The sequence below is a fragment of the Azospirillum sp. Sh1 genome, from assembly GCF_008365135.1.
In the GTDB taxonomy this organism is placed as follows: Bacteria; Pseudomonadota; Alphaproteobacteria; order Azospirillales; family Azospirillaceae; genus Azospirillum; species Azospirillum oryzae.
Genome location: NZ_VTTK01000031.1, coordinates 51813 through 69139, shown reverse-complemented (window position 1 = coordinate 69139; position 17327 = coordinate 51813). Strand labels below are relative to the sequence as shown.

Annotated in this window: 12 protein-coding genes; 8 read left to right on the top strand and 4 right to left on the bottom strand. The window is 67.1% G+C overall.

The annotated features are described in order from the left end of the window. Positions 1-11: 11 nt before the first annotated feature. Complete coding sequence (locus FZ029_RS24925; protein WP_149272401.1) at positions 12-488, bottom strand: MarR family transcriptional regulator; 477 nt, start codon at positions 486-488, stop codon at positions 12-14. Positions 489-742: 254 nt separating this feature from the next. On the opposite strand from FZ029_RS24925, the gene FZ029_RS24920 reads away from it, so the two are divergent. Together FZ029_RS24920 and FZ029_RS24915 are read left to right on the top strand one after the other, a co-directional pair. Further along, complete coding sequence (locus tag FZ029_RS24920) at positions 743-1441, top strand: HAD family hydrolase (protein ID WP_149272400.1); 699 nt, start codon at positions 743-745, stop codon at positions 1439-1441. Between the two features lie 247 nt (positions 1442-1688). After that, positions 1689-1874, top strand: coding sequence for a hypothetical protein (locus tag FZ029_RS24915; protein WP_149272399.1), 186 nt, complete (start codon positions 1689-1691; stop codon positions 1872-1874). A 278-nt stretch (positions 1875-2152) separates the two neighbouring features. Here FZ029_RS24915 and FZ029_RS24910 read toward each other — a convergent pair whose 3' ends face one another. Then, positions 2153-3436 carry an MFS transporter gene (locus FZ029_RS24910; RefSeq protein WP_149272398.1) on the bottom strand — a complete coding sequence of 428 codons (1284 nt, stop codon included), beginning with the start codon at positions 3434-3436 and terminating at the stop codon, positions 2153-2155. A gap of 828 nt (positions 3437-4264) precedes the next feature. On the opposite strand from FZ029_RS24910, the gene nifJ reads away from it, so the two are divergent. The 6 genes from nifJ (at position 4265) to FZ029_RS24880 (ending at position 13929) form a co-directional block, all read left to right on the top strand. Further along, the gene (gene nifJ, locus FZ029_RS24905) at positions 4265-7798 is read left to right on the top strand and encodes a pyruvate:ferredoxin (flavodoxin) oxidoreductase (RefSeq protein WP_149272406.1); all 3534 of its coding nucleotides are present in this window, start codon (positions 4265-4267) and stop codon (positions 7796-7798) included. Positions 7799-8083: 285 nt separating this feature from the next. Beyond that, a complete protein-coding gene (locus tag FZ029_RS24900; protein ID WP_149272397.1) occupies positions 8084-9589 on the top strand; it encodes a tagaturonate reductase in 1506 nt (501 codons plus the stop codon). A gap of 65 nt (positions 9590-9654) precedes the next feature. Continuing rightward, complete coding sequence (locus FZ029_RS24895; protein WP_109074673.1) at positions 9655-9951, top strand: hypothetical protein; 297 nt, start codon at positions 9655-9657, stop codon at positions 9949-9951. Between the two features lie 34 nt (positions 9952-9985). Further along, positions 9986-11050 (top strand): LacI family DNA-binding transcriptional regulator, encoded by a 1065-nt coding sequence (locus tag FZ029_RS24890; RefSeq protein ID WP_149272396.1) that lies wholly within the window; start codon positions 9986-9988, stop codon positions 11048-11050. Between the two features lie 169 nt (positions 11051-11219). Next, positions 11220-12272 carry a serine hydrolase domain-containing protein gene (locus FZ029_RS24885; protein ID WP_149272405.1) on the top strand — a complete coding sequence of 351 codons (1053 nt, stop codon included), beginning with the start codon at positions 11220-11222 and terminating at the stop codon, positions 12270-12272. A 130-nt stretch (positions 12273-12402) separates the two neighbouring features. Beyond that, positions 12403-13929 carry an FAD-binding oxidoreductase gene (locus FZ029_RS24880; RefSeq protein WP_247892485.1) on the top strand — a complete coding sequence of 509 codons (1527 nt, stop codon included), beginning with the start codon at positions 12403-12405 and terminating at the stop codon, positions 13927-13929. 22 nt (positions 13930-13951) lie between these two features. Here FZ029_RS24880 and pflA read toward each other — a convergent pair whose 3' ends face one another. Beyond that, positions 13952-14713: a pyruvate formate-lyase-activating protein gene (gene pflA, locus FZ029_RS24875; RefSeq protein ID WP_149272394.1), complete on the bottom strand. Its 762-nt coding sequence runs from the start codon at positions 14711-14713 to the stop codon at positions 13952-13954. 220 nt (positions 14714-14933) lie between these two features. Continuing rightward, positions 14934-17219 (bottom strand): formate C-acetyltransferase, encoded by a 2286-nt coding sequence (pflB, locus tag FZ029_RS24870; RefSeq protein ID WP_149272393.1) that lies wholly within the window; start codon positions 17217-17219, stop codon positions 14934-14936. Positions 17220-17327: the final 108 nt, after the last annotated feature.

Sequence of the window (17327 nt, the reverse complement as noted above, 5' to 3'; positions counted from 1 at the left end):
GGCGGGGCGGGTCAGCCGACCGGCGCCCCGTCCTCCGCGGTCGCGGCGCCTGCCTGCATGTGGGTGATGATCCGCCTCATCAGGCGGCCCAGCATCGCCCGTTCATCTTCCGCCATGGCGGCGAGCGGCGGGGTCAGCGACTGGCGCAGGGGATCGCGGTGCAACAGGGCCCGCCCCTCGTCCGTCAGGTCGAACAGCCAGCCGCGCTTGAATCCGGGATGTGGACGGCGGGCCAGAAACCCCTTGTCCACCAGGGTGGACACCGTGCGCGACACCGGCGCCAGATGGATCCGCTGGAACCGGGCCAGCGCGGTCAGGGTGCGCGCCGGCTCCGGCGCGTCATGGAAATAGCGCAGCGCCACCCATTGCGCCGGGAAAAGCCCTTCGGTGAAGCTGATGCCATAGACAAGCCGGCTGACCTGATCCAGCAATGTGACCAGATCCTCGTCTGTCGACCAAGCGTCGCCTTGCCCCGGCCTTTCCGACACGCGCTTCTCTCCCTACCGGCATTGCGCCGAACATACCGGCGGCAAGCTTGGGCGTGGACTGTAGCGAAGTCAACGCGCCAGCGGAAGCGCCAGTCTTCGCGCCCGCGTGGTGAAACCATGGTGAAAGTTCGCGTGGATTATCGTCGAGGAAAATCCATCACCGTCCTTTGCAAATCCTTGGCGAAACGCGCGGGCCGGTCCCACTTCTGGTCCTGTCGAATTCGACCCGCCTCCACAACCTGCGGACCACGGACATGACCGGCTATCCCCACGTGACCAACGCCTTCCTGTTCGACCTGGACGGCACGCTGACCGACACGGTGTACCAGCATGTGCTGGCCTGGAAGGAAGCGTTGGACGAGGAGGGCATTGCCCTGTCGGTCTGGCGCATCCACCGCAAGATCGGCATGAGCGGCGGGCTGTTCACCAACATGCTGCTGCGCGAGACCGGCCTCGCCATCGACCAGGACCTGCTCGACCGGCTGCGCCATCGTCATACGCAGGCCTACAAGCGGCTGGCGGCCGGCGTCGTCCCGCTGCCCGGCGCCCGCGATCTGCTGGACACGCTGACGGAACTGAACATCCCCTGGGCCATCGCCACCAGCGGCCGGATGGAGACGGCCCGGCCGGCGCTGGAAAAGCTGGGCGTCGATCCCGAGCGCGCCGCGGTGGTCACCCGCGACGAGGTCGAGTATGCCAAGCCCGACCCCGACCTGTTCCTGGCCGCCGCCGCGCGCATCGGTGTCGACATCGCCAGTGCCTTCGTGGTCGGCGACAGCATCTGGGACATGATCGCCGCCAAGCGGGCGCGCGCGCTCGGCATCGGCCTGCTGTCCGGCGGCTATGGCCGGGAGGAGCTGGAGCGCTCAGGCGCGTTGCGCGTCTATGAGGATCCGGCCGACATGCTGACTCACCTGGACGAGGTCGGCGGGCGGCGCGGGCTGGCACAGTAAAAGATCGAACTGCACCAAGTAACGGCCCCGTATCCCACTTGCAGAATTGATCGGAGCGCTGCGATCACCTTCCGCAGTTTGCATCATGCACAGTCACAGCGCTATGATGCAGTGCAACATCGTCATGAAGGACATGCGGGATCGGCGCGTTTCACGGCGGCACGACGATGGCAGCATTGGTTTGCCGATGACGCCGACGCCGCTCCCCGACGCCCGATCATCGCAATCCCAGCCAAGGAGCCGTCGCATGTCCTCCCATCAGCCGTCATTTCACAAGCCCGCCGCGCGCCACACGATTGCCCGCGCTCTGATCGCTTCGGCCTTCGCGCTCGCCTCGCTGCTGTCGGTCGCCGCCGCTGCCGCCGTCTCCGCCCAGCCGGACCGCGCCGCGCCCGCGTTCGAGGTCGACAGCCAGTCCTTCCTGTTCAACTGATCGGCCCCGGACAAAAAAAGAGCCGTCGGTGACACCGGCGGCTCTGAAGTCCGAGAGGAACGTCCAACAAGTTGTGCCGGGTCAACCCACGGCGCATCCAGCGGTACGGCGCTAATATACTAATATCTCATCCGCGTAGCAAGCGACTTTGCCACATCGCGGTCAGCTTTTTTGTCCATCGGTCTCGTCGGTCCGGCCCGATGCGAAACGCCCCCCGGCGCTGTGCCGGAGGGCGTTCCAATCGCGGTGTAAGGTAAAAGTCGGGACCGGATGGACCGTCAGTCGGCGCCGGCCGTGGCGTTCGGCATGGCGGCGGCGGGCTTGCCGCCGCGCTGACCCAGCACCAGGGCGATGATGACGAATGCGGCCAGATCGAACACCGTCAGGCAGGCGAACAGCGGCTCGTACCCGATGGTGGTGGCCAGCTGGCCGATGATCAGCGAGAAGATCATGCCGCCCATATAGCCGGCCATGCCGCCGAAACCGGTCGCCGTGGCGACGTCCTGCTTCTCGAAGGTGTCGGTCACCAGGGCATAGAGCAGGCTGGACAGCATCTGGTGGGCGAAGGCGCCGAGCGAGAACAGGAAGATGGCGGCGATCGGGCTGACGGTGAAGCTGATCAGGGCCGGGCCGACCATGCACACCGCACCCACGCCGACACCGGCGATGCGGGAGTTGACCAGCGACATCTTGAAGCGCTTGACGAAGAAGGGCGACATGTAACCGCTGAGGATGCAGCCGATGTCACCGGCCAGGAAGGGCAGCCAAGCGAACAGGGCGAACTGCTTGATGTCCATGCCGCGGGTCGAGACCATGTACAGCGGGATCCAGAAGCTGAAGGTCTGCCAGGCCGGCTCGGTCAGGAAGCGGGCGGCGGCGATGCTCCAGAACTTGCCTTTGCCCAGCACGCGCTTCACCGACGGCTTCGGCAGCTCGACATGCGCTTGGCCTTCCAGGATATAGTCGTGCTCTTCCTTGGTCAGGCGCGGATGGTTCTCCGGGTTGCGGTACAGCGTGTACCACAGGGCCGACATGCCGACGCCCAGCAGACCGGTGACGATGAATGCTTCCTGCCAGCCATAGGTCAGCGACAGCCAGATGACGAAGGGCGGGGCGACCATCGCGCCGATCGAACTGCCGGTGTTGAACCAGCCCGTGGCGATGGAGCGTTCCTTGGCCGGGAACCACAGGGTGGAAGTCTTCACGCCCGACGGCATCGCCGCCGCTTCGCTGACGCCCAGCAGGCCGCGGAAGAAGGCCATCGACTGCCAGCTGCCGGCCAGTGCATGTGCGGCGGCGGCGGCGCCCCAGACGAAGGCGAACATCGCGTAGCCCAGCTTCAGCCCGACCAGATCGGTGATGTAGCCGGCGACCGGCTGCATCAGGCTGTAGCAGAGCTGGAAGGCGCTGACGATGAAGGAATACTGCTCGGTCGAGAAGTGGAGCTGCTCCTTGAGCGTCGGCGCCAGGATGCCCAGCGTGTTGCGGTCGATGTAGTTGACCACGGTGCCCAGCATCATCAGGGCAAGGATTTGCCACCGCAAACCACGGATCTTGTTCATGTTTTCCTCACATGCCTGCCACGGCAGGCGCCGGTGCGCACGTACGGGCCCTAAGGCGGCGATCCTTTGCTGGGGGATGCCTTGCCGGCGGGTGTTCGGTGCCGGGCGACGGGGTCGCTTCCGCTTCGTTTCAAGAGGGCGGGAGCATCGCTGGTGGAGTTATATTAATATATCAGTGTGCGTCGCAAGTGTTTTCCGGGACCGCCGTCTGCCCTTGCGAAAATGTCGCAGGACGATGGTGCGGTGCGCTGATTTATTCGCAACTGCAGCATAATCACGCCGGTTGCTGACCGGCGTTTCTTTGCTGCAATGCAACGTAATCGATGGTTGAGATGCCTGTTCTTCTGTTCGGATTCTTCCGCCGGGGTTGATCGTCCACGGCGCATCCGCATGCAGGAAGCCACAACGCCGGGTCGGGATAAATGACCTGGATCAACGGCCTGCGCCCGCATTGCCTCGCTGCATGCGGCCTGCTTCACCCCGATCGCCCGCCCGCAATCCCGCGGCAACGCTCGGCTTCCACCCGATGCTGCGCTGCGACAACGTGGGGCCTTCCTTGCAAAGGTAATATATCAGACGCTGGTGCAGCGCAGAACGGCGTCACCCGGAAATTCCCGATCCGACTGACGCGTGTCAATGTGTCCGGCCCGCTCCGGATGGACCATTCCCCTGGTCGACAGCCGTTTTCCGCCGGCTTTTCAAAAAAGCCGCCCCGTCATCGAAGACGTGGCCATGGAGACGACCGTCGCCAGCAGAGAGGACATTTCCGGCATGACCCAGAGCCCAACCTCCACCGCATCTCCCCGGCCATCCGCCGCCATCCGCATCATGGACGGCAACGAGGCGGCGGCCTCGGTGGCCTACCGCGCCAGCGACGTCATCGCCATCTATCCCATCACGCCAAGCTCGCCGATGGGGGAGTTCGCCGACGAATGGTCGGCGGCGCGCCGTCCCAACCTGTGGGGCAGCGTGCCCCAGGTGGTGGAGATGCAGTCGGAAGGCGGGGCGGCCGGGGCGGTCCACGGCGCGTTGCAGGCGGGCGCGCTGGCGACCACCTTCACCGCGTCGCAGGGCCTGCTGCTGATGATCCCCAACATGTACAAGATCGCCGGCGAACTAACGCCTTTCTGCATGCATGTGGCGGCGCGCACGCTGGCGACCCACGCGCTGTCGATCTTCGGCGACCATTCCGACGTGATGGCCTGCCGCCAGACCGGGTTCGCCATGCTGGCCTCGGCCAATGTGCAGGAGGCGCAGGATCTGGCGCTGGTCGCCCATGCCGCCACCCTGCGGGCGCGCGTGCCCTTCCTGCATTTCTTCGACGGCTTCCGCACCTCGCATGAATTCAACTGCGTCGAGCCCCTGGCCGACGACGATCTGCGCGCCCTGATCGACGATTCCTGCGTCGACGCCCATCGCCGCCGCGGCCTGACGCCCGACCATCCCGTCGTCCGCGGAACGGCGCAGAATCCTGACGTCTTCTTCCAGGCCCGCGAGGCCGCCAACCCCTGGTACGAGGCCTGTCCGGCCATCGTGCAGGAAATGATGGACCGGCTCGCCGCCCGCACCGGCCGCGCCTATCGCCTGTTCGACTATCACGGCCATCCGCAAGCGGAACGGGTGGTCGTCGTCATGGGATCGGGGGCCGAAACCTGCAACGGCGCGGTCGACCGGCTGGTGGGGGAGGGCGAGCGCGTCGGCCGCCTGACCGTCCGCCTGTTCCGCCCCTTTGCGATTGCCGATTTCGTCTCCGCGCTGCCGCCGACGGTGCGCCGCATCGCCGTGCTCGACCGCACCAAGGAGCCGGGGGCGGTCGCCGATCCGCTCTATCTCGACGTGGTCGCCGCATTGGCCGAGGCCCGCGCCGCCGACCCGTCCGCCATTGACCCCGTGGTGATCGCCGGCCGCTACGGCCTGTCGTCCAAGGAATTCACCCCCGCCATGGCGAAGGCGGTGTTCGACGAGCTGGGCCGCGACCGGCCGAAGCGCCGCTTCACCATCGGCATCACCGACGACGTCACCCACCACTCGATCCCCTGGGACCCGGCTTGGGGCGTGGAGGAGCCGGGCGTGTCGCGCGCCGTCTTCTTCGGCCTCGGCGCCGACGGCACCGTCGGCGCCAACAAGAACTCGCTCAAGATCATCCAGTCCCGCAACGGCGGCCACGCCCAGGCCTATTTCGTCTACGACAGCCGCAAGTCCGGCTCGACCACGGTATCGCATCTGCGCTTTTCCAAGGACCCGATCCGCGCCCCCTATCTGATCGGCCGGGCCGAGTTCGTCGCCTGCCACCATCTGCCGCTGATGGAGCGGGTGGAGGTGGTGGAGATGGCCGCCCCCGGCGCCACGATCCTGCTGAACGCCCCCGGCACGCCGCAGCAGGTGTGGGACTGCCTGCCGGCCGAGGTGCAGCGCCTCTGCATCGAGCGCAGGCTGTCATTGCACGCCATCGACGCCGGCGCGGTGGCGCGGGCGGTCGGGCTCGGCCGTCGCGTCAACACCATCATGCAGACCTGCTTCTTCAAGCTGTCCGGCGTGATGCCCGTCGAGGACGCCATTGCCGAGATCAAGGCGGCCATCGCCAAGACCTACGCCCGCCGTGGCGGGGAGGTGGTGGCGCGCAACGTCGCCGCCGTCGATCAGGCGCTGACCCATCTGCGCCCGGTCCCGGCGCCCGACCATGTCACCGCCGACCACGACCGTCCGGCCCCGGTACCCGAAACGGCTCCCGATTTCGTCAAGCGCGTCACCGCGATGATGATCGCCGGCCATGGCGACCGGCTGCCGGTGTCCGCCTTCCCGGTGGACGGCACATGGCCGACCGGCACCTCCAAATATGAGCGCCGCAACATCGCGGCGGAGGCGCCGGGCTGGAACGCCGACCTCTGCATCGAGTGCAACAAGTGTGTGCTGGTTTGCCCGCATGCCGCCATCCGCGCCACCGTGGTGCCGGAGTCGGCGCTGACCGACGCGCCCGCCGGCTTCGAGACCATCCCCTACAAGGGGCGCGAATTCCCCGGCGGGCGTTATCGCTTGCAGTCCTCGCCCGCCGACTGCACCGGCTGCACGCTGTGCGTCGCCGTCTGTCCGGCGGAAGAGAAAGATGGCCCAGGAAACGAAAAGGGCGGCCGCAAGGCGCTGGAGATGCGGCCGGTCCAGGCGCTGGCCGGCCATCAGGAGGCCTTCGACTTCTTCCGCAGCCTGCCCGCCATCCCGCGCGAGTCGGTGCCGGTCACCGTCAAGCACAGCCAGCTTCTCGAACCCTTGTTCGAGTTCTCCGGCGCCTGTGCCGGCTGCGGCGAGACGCCCTACATCAAGATGCTGACCCAGCTGTTCGGCGACCGCATGGTGATGGCGAACGCCACCGGCTGCTCCTCGATCTATGGCGGCAATTTGCCGACCACGCCCTATACCACCGACGCCAGCGGCCACGGCCCGGCCTGGGCCAACTCGCTGTTCGAGGACAATGCCGAGTTCGGCCTCGGCCTGCGCGTCGCCATCGACGGCATGGCCGAACAGGCGCGCGACACGCTGGCCCTGCTGTCGGCCCAGCTGGAGCCCGGTCTGGTGACCGCATTGCTGGAGGCCGACCAGCATGACGCCGCCGGCATCGCCGCCCAGCGGGCCCGCGTCGCCACTCTGATGACGCAGCTCGCCCCGCTGAAGGACCCGCTCGCCCGCCGGCTGGAGCAGTTGGCCGACTATCTGGTTCGCAAATGCGTTTGGATCGTCGGCGGCGACGGCTGGGCCTATGACATCGGCTATGGCGGTCTCGACCACGCCCTGGCCTCGGGCCGCGACGTGAACATCCTGGTGATGGACACGGAGGTCTATTCCAACACCGGCGGCCAGCAATCGAAGGCAACCCCGATCGGCGCCTCGGCCAAGTTCGCCACCGCCGGCCGGTCGGCGGCCAAGAAGGATCTGGGGCTGATGGCGATGGCCTACGACCATGTCTATGTCGCCCGCACCGCCTTCGGCGCCCGCGACAGCCACACGCTGAACGCCCTGATGGAGGCCGAATCCTACCACGGCCCGTCGCTGGTCCTGGCCTACAGCCATTGCGTCGCCCATGGCTTCGAGCTGTCGCATGGGCTGGAACACCAGAAGCTGGCGGTGGAGAGCGGCCATTGGTCGCTCTACCGCCGTGACCCGCGCCGGCTGGCCGACGGCAAGACCGCGCTGCAGCTGGACAGCGGTGCCCCTTCCGCCGGCCTCGCCGCCTTCATGGCCGGCGAATCCCGCTTCAGCGCGGTGGAGCGCGCCAACCCCGAGCGCTACCACGCGCTGCTGGACGAGGCCGAAGCGGAGATCCGCCGCAAACGCCACCTGTTCGAGCATATGGCGGGGTTCAAGGAGTAGGGGCGTCGGCTTCGATTGCCCCCTCCCTAACCCTCCCCCGCTTCGCGGAAGAGGGGACTGCCGCCGCTTCGGCAGCTATGTCATGCCAGCAAGCATCCTGCCCCCTCTCCCGCGAAGCGGGGGAGGGATGGGGAGGGGGCATCCGGTCGACCTCCCCCCAACCACAATGCCGCACCCTTTTCTCCTTGCCCCACTCATTAATATATTAGTATATTTAACCCATCGCCCGCGCCTGCGGTCAACGCACCGGGCCCGGATTTTCAGCTCCTGTAAGGATGCCCAGTCATGCGTTCCCTGACCCGTGACCAGCTTGCCGGCGGCGCGTTCGACGTCGCCCACACCGATGGCGCTCCGACCCTGCCCGTGACCATCCTCCAGGTCGGCGACGGCAATTTCCTGCGCGGTTTCGTCGATTGGATGGTCGATGTTGCCAACGGCCAAGGGCTGACCAAGGCCGGCGTCGCCATTGCCCAACCGCTCGACCAGGGCATCGCCCCCCTGCTGAAGGCGCAGGACAATCTTTATACCGTGCTGCTGCGCGGCATCGAGAATGGGCGCGAGGTCGAATCCCGCCGCGTCGTCTCCTGCGTGTCCGAGGCACTGAACCCCTACGCCGACTGGGCGCGGATGGTCGAGCTGGCCTCGTCCCCGGCTCTGCGCTTCTTCGTCTCCAACACCACCGAGGCCGGCATCGCCGACCGCGAGGAGGCCTATGCCCCCGGCACCTGCCCGGACAGCTTCCCGGCCAAGGTCGCGGCCCTGCTGCATGCCCGCTACACGGCGCTGGGCGGCAGCGCCGACAGCGGTCTGGTCTTCCTGCCCTGCGAACTGATCGAGGCCAACGGCACCAACCTGAAGCGCATCGTCCTGGCCCATGCCAAGCGCTGGGGGCTGGAGGCCGGTTTCGCCGACTGGGTGGAGACGCACAACCATTTCCTGAACACGCTGGTCGACCGCATCGTCCCCGGCTATCCGAAGGACGAGGCCGCGGCCCTTTCCGCCAAGTGGGGCTACGAGGACAAGCTGGCCGTCGCCGCCGAGCCCTTCCATGTCTGGGTGATCGAGGGTCCGGCCCATCTGGCCGAGGAACTGCCGCTGCACAAGGCCGGGCTCAACGTGGTGTGGACCGACGACCTTCAGCCCTACCGCACCCGCAAGGTCCGCATCCTGAACGGCGCCCACACCGCGAGCGCACTGGCCGCCTATTGTGCCGGGCTGGACACCGTCAAGTCGATGATGGACGACCCCGCCGTGTCGGCCTACCTGAACAAGGTGATGTTCGAGGAGATCGTTCCCTACGTCCCGCTGCCGGAGGCGGAGCGCCAGGACTACGCCCGCACCATCATGGAGCGCTTCGGCAACCCCTATATCCGGCACGAGCTGATCTCGATCACGCTGAACTCGGTGTCGAAGTGGCAGGTGCGCGTCCTGCCCAGCCTGAAGGATGCGGTCGTCCGCAATGGCTCGGCCCCCGCCGGCCTGTCCTTCTCGCTGGCGGCCCTGCTGCGCTTCTACCGCGGCCGGCAGGCCGACGGCGCCTACACCGGCACGCGCGACGCCGGGTCCTACCCGATCAGCGACAATGCCGAGGTGATCGCCGCCATGAGCGCCGCCTGGGCCGCCAACGCCGGTGACGCCAAGGCCCTGGTCGCCGCCGTCCTGTCCGACGCCCGCCTGTGGAAGGAGGACCTGACCGCCATCACCGGCCTTGCCGCGCGGGTGGCCGACAGCCTCGCCGCCATCGAGGCGAAGGGCATGAAGGCCGCCATGGCGGAGTTGGTTGCCGGCTGACCCGGCTGCCGTGAAAAGGAAGCGGGGCGTGTCCGATCGGATGCGCCCCGCTGGGCATGACATCGATGACACCCCTTCTGACCCGGCGGATCGCCGAACTGGAACTCGATGCGGCGGTGCTGCGCCACCGCCTGCTGCATATCCCGCTCGCGCTGCAAGAGGATTGCGGACTGCAGGCTTGCCATAGGATCATCGGCCGCGAAGCGCTGACCCTGTTCCGGGCCGTCCGGCAGGAGACGCGCGACGATGACGATGAATGCGACCGTGCGCTCTGCCGGATCGAGGCCGCCTATCAACTCGTTCACGACGCGATCGAGGCCCTGGCCGTCCTTGCGCTCGCCGATCCGCCGACGCGGCACTGACCGGCCGCCCCCTGATGCGTGAGGAAGACCGACGATGCAGGTGACCGAAACCAGGAAGCGGACGCGCCGCGGCACCCAGCGGGTGACGATGACCGACGTGGCCGCCGCCGCCGACGTGTCGCCCAGCACCGTCTCGCTCTTTCTCCGCCGGCCGGAATCGGTGTCGCGCCACCTCGCCGAACGCATCGCGCGGGTGATCGACGAAATGGGCTATGTGCCCAATCTGGTCGCCGGCAGCCTCGCCGCCGCACGCAGCCGCACCGTCGGCGTCATCCTGCCGTCGATCCTGAATTCCTTCTTCGCCGAGACCTACAACACGCTCCAGGGCATGTTCCAGGCGGCGCATTACCAGACCCTGCTGGGCGTCAGCGAGTTCAGCCCGGAGGAGGAGGAAAGCCTGATCCGCGCCTTCCTCGCCTGGTCGCCGGCGGCGATGGTGGTGACCGGCTTCCACCACACCGAACGGACGCGCTCCATGCTGGCCTCCTGCGGCGTGCCGGTGGTGGAGATGTGGGACATGCCCGGCCATCCCGGCGAGGCGGTCGGCATCAGCGTCGGCTTCTCGCATTTCGAGGTCGGCCGCATGCAGACCAGCCACCTCTACGACCAGGGCAGCCGCAAGGTCGCCTATATCGGCGCCGCCGCCAGCCAGGACCTGCGCGTGCGCAGCCGCACCGACGGCTATGAGGCGGAGGTGATGCGCCGCGGCCTGCACGACCCCATCGACTTCACCGTCCCCGACGCCGCGACGACGGAGGTCGGCCGCTGGCTGATCGACGAGATCCTGACGCGCCATCCCGACATCGACGGTGTGGTCTGCTCCAATGACGCGCTGGCGCTGGGCGTGCTGTTCGAGGTGACCCGCCGCGACCTGCGCGTGCCCGACGATCTGGCGGTGGTGGGCTTCGGCGATCTTCCCTTCAGCAACTCCTGCCCGCCGCCGCTGACCACCGTCCGCCCACCCCAGCGCGAGATCGGCCGCCTCAGCGCCACCCAGATCCTGGCCGCCCTGGACGGTGTCCGCGTGACGCAGAAGCACCACAACCTGGACTGCGAACTGGTGATCCGCGGCAGCACCCGTCCGGTCGCGAAGCGGTAGCTTCCGCTCCTTGCTGTTTTCCGATTGCAAGGCATACCCTCGATTCCGGTTATTGCTTTCGGCGTAGTTCCGCCGAGCCGCTCATTGGACGGGGGCAGGGTGCATGCAGACGCAAGGACGGGATGATTCCGGCCGCTTTCCGAACCGCAACGGGCGTCTGCCCCGGCTCATGTCGGGTCTGACGCTCCTGCTGGCCCTTGCGCTTCCGCTGTCCGAAGCTGGCGCCGCCAAGCCCGATCGCCTGCAACGGCTGCTCGACCGCTTCCTCGCCGACGAGGAGCTGGACGGCGGCATCCTGCTGGTGTCGGGTCCAGACGGGCGGCGGGTGGTGGTTTCCGGGATCGCCGACCGCAAGGGAGAGCGGCCGGTGACGGAGGACACCCGCTTCTACGTCGCCTCCGTCGGCAAGATGGCGACCGCAACAGCCGTGCTGCAACAGGTGGAAGAGGGGCTGCTCGCGCTCGACCAGCCGGTGCGGGATCTGGCTTCCGACCTGCCGCTGGACAAGGTCGCCAACGCCGGCCGGGCGCGTCTGGTCCATCTGCTCGACCACAGCTCGGGCATTCCCGATTACATCACCGATGCTTATCAGGAGGACGAGGCTGCCAAGCCGGAAAAGCTGCCGCGCAGCGGCGCCTTGATCGCCTATGCGGCGGGCGAGAAGGCGACCGGGCCGGTCGGCGGTCATTACGAATATTCCAACAGCAACTACGTCCTGCTCGGCCACATCGCATCGCGGCGCGACGGCGTTCCCTTCGCGCAGGTTCTGCGTAACCGCGTGCTGGACCGGGCCGGGATGGGCTCGACCAGCGTCGGCGCCGAACCGCGCGACCGCAGCCTTGCCCATGGCTATACCGAGGAGGGCGACGTCAGCCGTCGGTCCTGGGCGGCGACCACCGGCGACGGACCGCTGGTCACCACCGCCGGCGATCTGGAGCGCTTCGTCTTCGCCCTGTTCCGTGACAACCGGCTGCTGGGGGCGGCGACCGTCCGGCGCATGCTGACCCCGTCGGAGAACGAGGAAGGGCAGGGGCTTGGCGTCGCGCTGTGGAAGGACCGCTGGGGACGCGGCGCCGGCCACGACGGGCGTTACGATGGGTTCGAAGCCGATGTCCGCTATTACCCCGGCCGCCGCACCGCGCTGATCTTCCTGACCAACGGTAACCAGCAGAGCGACGACGCCCTGCTGGATGCGGTGGCCGAGGAGGTGTTCGGCCCCTGAGCCGGCCGCATGACCCATGGCGAATGACGAGCGGGGTGGAAGCTTAGGGCGGGCACAGTTGACGGAAATTGTTATCAATAGGATAGTAAGTTTATAAAAACACAACTTTCATAGCAGGATGGACAGGCTCATGGCGCTCGGACTGCACGCTTCCCGCCGCAATTTCCTTGTCGGGGCCGGCCGCTTCGCGGGTGCCGCCGCGGCGGTCCGGCTGATGCCGGGCGCCGCCTTCGCGGCGGAGACGAGCGGCACCTATTGCCCGCCGCCGTCGGCCTGGACGGATCTGGCGAAGGCGGTGAAGGGCGGGGCGGTGTTGCGGCCGGAGGATCCCTTCTTCGCCGATATCTGCCGCCCCAACAACCTGCGCTATGGCGCCACCCTGCCGGCCGGCATCGCCCGCTGCGGCACTCCCCAGGATGTCCAGGCCTGCATCAAGTGGGTGAAGGAACTGGCGATGCCCTTCGCCGTGCGCTCCGGCGGCCACAATTACGCCGGCTTCTCCACCACGCCCGGCCTGCTGATCGACATGACGCTGATGGCGGGGGCGGAGCCGGTGGCGGGCTCCGACGGGCTGGTCAGGGTGCTGGGCGGCACGCTGAACTCCTACGTTTACAAGCAGATGGAGCGGCTGGGCCGCACCATCACCCACGGGCGCTGCGATTCGGTCGGCGCCGCCGGCTTCCTGCTGGGCGGCGGCATCGGCTTCAACATGCGCAAGTTCGGCATGGCGTCCGACCTGCTGCGGGCGACCGAACTGGTGACGGCGGACGGCAGCCATGTGAAGGCCGATGCCGCCACCGAGTCCGCCCTCTATTGGGCCTGCCGTGGTGGTGCCGGCGGCAATTTCGGCATCAACACCTCCTTCACCCTGGAGACCCGCCCGGCGGAGCCGGTGACGGTGTTCAACCTGGTGTGGACCAAGGATCTGCCGAAGGTCCTGAAGCTGCTGCTGACCGAACTGGCGGCCGCCCCCGACGAGTTCGGCAGCAAGATCAACGTCACCATCCCCAGTTGGCAGGAACGCTGCGCCAACGTGCCGCTCAAGCTGTCGATCCTCGGCCAGCTGCACAAGTCCAACAAGATGCTGAAGGAGATCTTCAAGTCCACCTGGGAGCTGATCGATAAGGACCAGTCGCAGGTGAAGGAGAATGTGCCCTACTGGACGGCGCAAGACTTCCTGGTGGAGACGACCTTCCCGTACTACTACCAGGAGAAATCCAGCTACATGAGAGCGGCGGACATCGGCGACGAGGCGATTGCCGCGATGTTCGACTGGGCGGCGAAGATGCCCGCCACCTCGATGCCGGTGGCCTTCAAGTTCTTCCAGGTCGGCGGCGCCATCAACCGCGTCGGCCCGACCGAGACCGCCTATGTCCACCGCGGCTATGACTGGCTGTTCTCGGTCGAGGCCAACTGGTGGCGGCCGACGGACTCGGTGCTGCTGATCGAGCAGGCGCTGGAATGGCAGCAGCGCTTCTACGACGACGTCAACCGCCGCACAAAGGCGCAAGGCGCCTTCCAGAACTTCCCCGATCCGTCGTTGGCCGACTGGCAGCGCGCCTATTACGGCGAGAACCTCGCCAGGCTGGCCCAGGTGAAGAAGGCGGTCGATCCGGCCATGCTCTTCACCTTCGCGCAGGCGATCCGCCCGGCGTGATCACGGCAGGAAGGCTGCGGGCTCAGTCCGCCCGCAGCCCCCGTGCCTGGAACTGCCCCCGCACCCGTTCCACCAGCTCGTGCGAGGGCGGCTCGGTGTCGGTCAGCATGTATTTGCGCCCCAATGCCTTCCATTTATGCTCGCCCATCTTGTGGAAGGGCAGCACGTCGACCCGGTCGACCACGCCCAGCCCGGCGACGAACTCCGCCAGCCCGTCGATCTCGGCCGCGTCGTCGGTCAGGTTGGGGACCAGCACATAGCGCAGCCAGATGCGCTTGTTCATCCCGGCCAGCCGTTCGGCGAACTCCAGCGTCGGGCGCAGCGGAACGCCGGTCAGGTGGCGATAGGTCTTTTCGGAAAAGGCCTTGATGTCGAGAAGGACGAGATCGACGTCCTCCAGCAGATGATCGTCGGCATGGTTGCCGAGGAAGCCGGAGGTGTCGAGCGCGGTGTGCATGCCCAGCGCCTTCGCCCCGCGCAGGATGGCGGCGGCGAATTCCGGCTGCACCAGCGGCTCGCCCCCGCTCAGCGTCAGCCCGCCATGGGCGCGCTTCAGGAATTCGGCATAGAGAGCAATGTCTTCGAGGACTTCGGTCGAGGTCGTCCGCGTCCCGTCATGCATGTGCTGGGTATCGGGATTGTGGCAGTACAGGCAGCGCAGCGGGCAACCCGACATGAACAGCACATAGCGGATCCCCGGCCCATCCACCGTGCCGCCGGTCTCGACCGAATGGATCCAGCCGGACACGGCGCCGGGGCGGGCCTGGGGGAGGGGGGGTGTCATAGCGTCAGGGATCCAATTTTAAAACTCTGCGTCCCTCGGTGAGTCCTCTCCCGTCCCGGGAGAGGGAGGGGACCCGCCGGAGGCGGGGAGGGTGAGGGTCAGGGCAAGAATCCCGAACCGCTTGGTTCCTTGAATCACCCCTCACCCTTCCCACCGCTTTGCGGTGGGCCCCTTCCCTCTCCCGGGGCGGGAGAGGGGACCGGATCGCCGTTTAGCGCACTCAATGCTTGTCGTGGAACGTCCGGCTGATGACGTCGAGCTGCTGCTCGCGCGTCAGCTTGATGAAGTTCACCGCGTAACCGGACACCCGGATGGTCAGCTGCGGATACAGCTCCGGATGGTCCATGGCGTGCAGCAGCGTCTCACGGTCGAAGACGTTCACGTTGATGTGGTGGCCGCCCTGGTGGGCATAGCCGTCCAGCATGCCGACCAGATTGCTCACCCGCTCGTCCTCGGTGCGACCCAATGCGCCGGGGACGATGGTGAAGGTGTAGCTGATGCCGTCCTGCGCGTGCGAATAGGGCAGCTTCGCCACGCTGGCCATCGACGCGATGGCGCCCTTCCTGTCCCGCCCGTGCATCGGGTTGGCACCCGGCGCGAAGGGCTGGCCGGCCTTGCGGCCGTCCGGCGTGTTGCCGGTCTTCTTGCCGTAGACCACGTTGGAGGTGATCGTCAGCACCGATTGGGTCGGCATGGCGTTCCGATAGGGCTTCTGCTTGCGCAGCGCCGTCATGAAGCGCTCGACCGCCCAGATCGCGATGTCGTCCACGCGGGCGTCGTTGTTGCCGAAGGCCGGGTAATCGCCCTCGATCTCGAAATCGGTTGCGAGGCCGTTGGCGTCGCGGATCACCTTGACCTTCGCGTGCTTGATCGCCGACAGGCTGTCGGCCACCACGCTCAGGCCGGCGATGCCGCAGGCCATGGTGCGCAGGATGTCGCGGTCGTGCAGGGCCATCTCCATCCGCTCGTACATGTACTTGTCGTGCATGTAGTGGATGGCGTTCAGCGCGTTCATGTAGACCTTGGCCAGCCACTCCATCATCGGCTCGAAGCGGGCCATGACCTCGTCATAGTCCAGCACGTCGCCGGTGATCGGGGCGAAGGCCGGGCCGATCTGCTCGCCCGAAACCTCGTCCTTGCCGCCGTTGATTGCGTACATCAGCGTCTTGGCCAGGTTGGCGCGGGCGCCGAAGAACTGCATCTGCTTGCCGATGCGCATCGCCGACACGCAGCAGGCGATGCCGTAATCGTCGCCCCAATAGCCGCGCATCAGGTCGTCGTTCTCGTACTGGACCGAGCAGGTCTTGATCGAGGTATCGGCGCAGAAGCGCTTGAAGCCGTCCGGCAGCTGTTCCGACCACAGAACCGTCACGTTCGGTTCCGGCGCCGGCCCCAGATTGTGCAGGGTCTGCAGCATGCGGAAATTGGTCTTGGTGACCAGCGTCCGGCCGTCCAGCCCCATGCCGCCCAGGCATTCCGTGACCCAGGTCGGGTCGCCCGAGAACAGCTGGTCGTATTCCGGCGTGCGCAGGAAGCGGACCATGCGCAGCTTCATCACGAAATGGTCGATCATCTCCTGGGCTTCCGCCTCGGTGACGACGCCGTCGCGCAGGTCGCGCTCGATGTAGATATCCAGGAAGCTGGACACGCGGCCCAGCGACATCGCCGCGCCGTTGGCTTCCTTCACCGCGGCCAGATAGGCCAGATAGGTCCACTGCACCGCTTCCCGCGCCGTCGCGGCCGGACGCTTGACGTCGAAGCCGTAGGAGGCGGCCATCTCGACCAGCTCCTTCAGCGCGCGGATCTGCTCGGAGATCTCCTCGCGCAGGCGCAGGACGTCCTCGTCGATCCGGCTGACCTCCAGCGAGGCGAGCTGGGCCTTCTTGTCCTTGATCAGGAAATCGGCGCCGTAGAGCGCCAGCCGGCGATAGTCACCGATGATGCGGCCGCGGCCATAAGCGTCGGGCAGGCCGGTGATGACGCCGGACTTGCGGCAGCGCAGCATCTCGGGCGTGTACACGTCGAACACGCCGTCATTGTGCGTCTTGCGCAGCGCCGGGAACACCTCTTCCAGCTTGGGCGACGGGGTGTAGCCGTAGGCCTCCAGCCCGGTCTTGACCATGCGCCAGCCGCCGAACGGCATGATCGCGCGCTTCAGCGGCTTGTCGGTCTGCAGGCCGACGATGACCTCCAGTTCCGGGTCGATGTAGCCGGCGGCGTGCGAGGTGATGGAGGCGAAGACTTCGGTGTCGGCGTCAAGAACGCCGCCCTTGGCGGCGCGTTCCTGCTTCAGCAGGTCGGTGACCTTGGCGAACAGCGCGGTGGTGCGGGCGGTGGGGCCGGCGACGAAGCCTGCGTCGCCTTCATAAGGGCACAGGTTGCGCTGGATGAAATCGCGGACGTCGACCGAGCGGCGCCAGACGCCCGGGGCGAAGCCGCGCCAGGGGTTGGCGGCGGACTGCTGCTCCGTTGTCTGGGCAAGTCCGTCCATCAGCAGGGTGTCCATGATGACTCCTCAGAGATTCAGACGTCGGCGCGGATCATAGGCCGTGTCGGCAGTCTCGTGGTGCCCGCGAACCGCGCGGGACGATTGGAAGCATAGGCGCGATGGGCG